Here is a 1,376-nt window from a genome sequence, read left to right as displayed (position 1 = left end):
AACTTAGGTTGTTTAAACAGCAACCCGAAACTCCTTCGGGTTGTATGGTTAAGTGACTAAGCGTACACGGTGGATGCCTGGGCAGTCAGAGGCGATGAAGGACGTACTAACTTGCGATAAGCGCAGATAAGGCAGTAAGAGCCGTTTGAGTCTGCGATTTCCGAATGGGGAAACCCAACTGCATAAGCAGTTACTGTTAACTGAATACATAGGTTAACAGAGCAAACCGGGGGAACTGAAACATCTAAGTACCCCGAGGAGAAGAAATCAACCGAGATTCCGGTAGTAGCGGCGAGCGAACCTGGATTAGCCCTTAAGCACTCGGTGAAGTAGGTGAACAAGCTGGAAAGCTTGGCGATACAGGGTGATAGCCCCGTAACCGACGCTTCATCGAGCGTGAAATCGAGTAGGGCGGGACACGTGATATCCTGTCTGAATATGGGGGGACCATCCTCCAAGGCTAAATACTCCTGACTGACCGATAGTGAACCAGTACCGTGAGGGAAAGGCGAAAAGAACCCCTGTGAGGGGAGTGAAATAGAACCTGAAACCGTGTACGTACAAGCAGTAGGAGCACCTTCGTGGTGTGACTGCGTACCTTTTGTATAATGGGTCAGCGACTTATATTCAGTGGCAAGGTTAACCGTATAGGGGAGCCGTAGCGAAAGCGAGTCTTAACTGGGCGCTCAGTCTCTGGATATAGACCCGAAACCGGGTGATCTAGCCATGGGCAGGTTGAAGGTTGAGTAACATCAACTGGAGGACCGAACCGACTAATGTTGAAAAATTAGCGGATGACTTGTGGCTAGGGGTGAAAGGCCAATCAAACTCGGAGATAGCTGGTTCTCCCCGAAAGCTATTTAGGTAGCGCCTCGGACGAATACTACTGGGGGTAGAGCACTGTTAAGGCTAGGGGGTCATCCCGACTTACCAACCCTTTGCAAACTCCGAATACCAGTAAGTACTATCCGGGAGACACACGGCGGGTGCTAACGTCCGTCGTGGAGAGGGAAACAACCCAGACCGCCAGCTAAGGTCCCAAAGTATTGCTAAGTGGGAAACGATGTGGGAAGGCTCAGACAGCTAGGATGTTGGCTTAGAAGCAGCCATCATTTAAAGAAAGCGTAATAGCTCACTAGTCGAGTCGGCCTGCGCGGAAGATGTAACGGGGCTAAGCAATACACCGAAGCTGCGGCAATGTCTTTTAGACATTGGGTAGGGGAGCGTTCTGTAAGCCGTTGAAGGTGAATCGTAAGGTTTGCTGGAGGTATCAGAAGTGCGAATGCTGACATGAGTAACGACAAAGGGGGTGAAAAACCTCCTCGCCGGAAGACCAAGGGTTCCTGTCCAACGTTAATCGGGGCAGGGTGAGTCGA

1 rRNA gene is annotated in these 1,376 nt (G+C 50.8%); it reads left to right on the top strand.

Going from position 1 to position 1,376, the window contains the following annotated elements:
- Positions 1-46 precede the first annotated feature (46 nt).
- Positions 47-1,376, top strand: a 23S ribosomal RNA gene (locus tag T411_RS0115625); the annotation flags it as partial.

It is taken from the genome of Vibrio cholerae ATCC 14035 (genome assembly GCF_000621645.1).
Classification (GTDB): Bacteria; Pseudomonadota; Gammaproteobacteria; order Enterobacterales; family Vibrionaceae; genus Vibrio; species Vibrio cholerae.
Note: the sequence above shows the minus strand (reverse complement) of the source record. Positions and strands in the feature narration are given on the sequence as shown.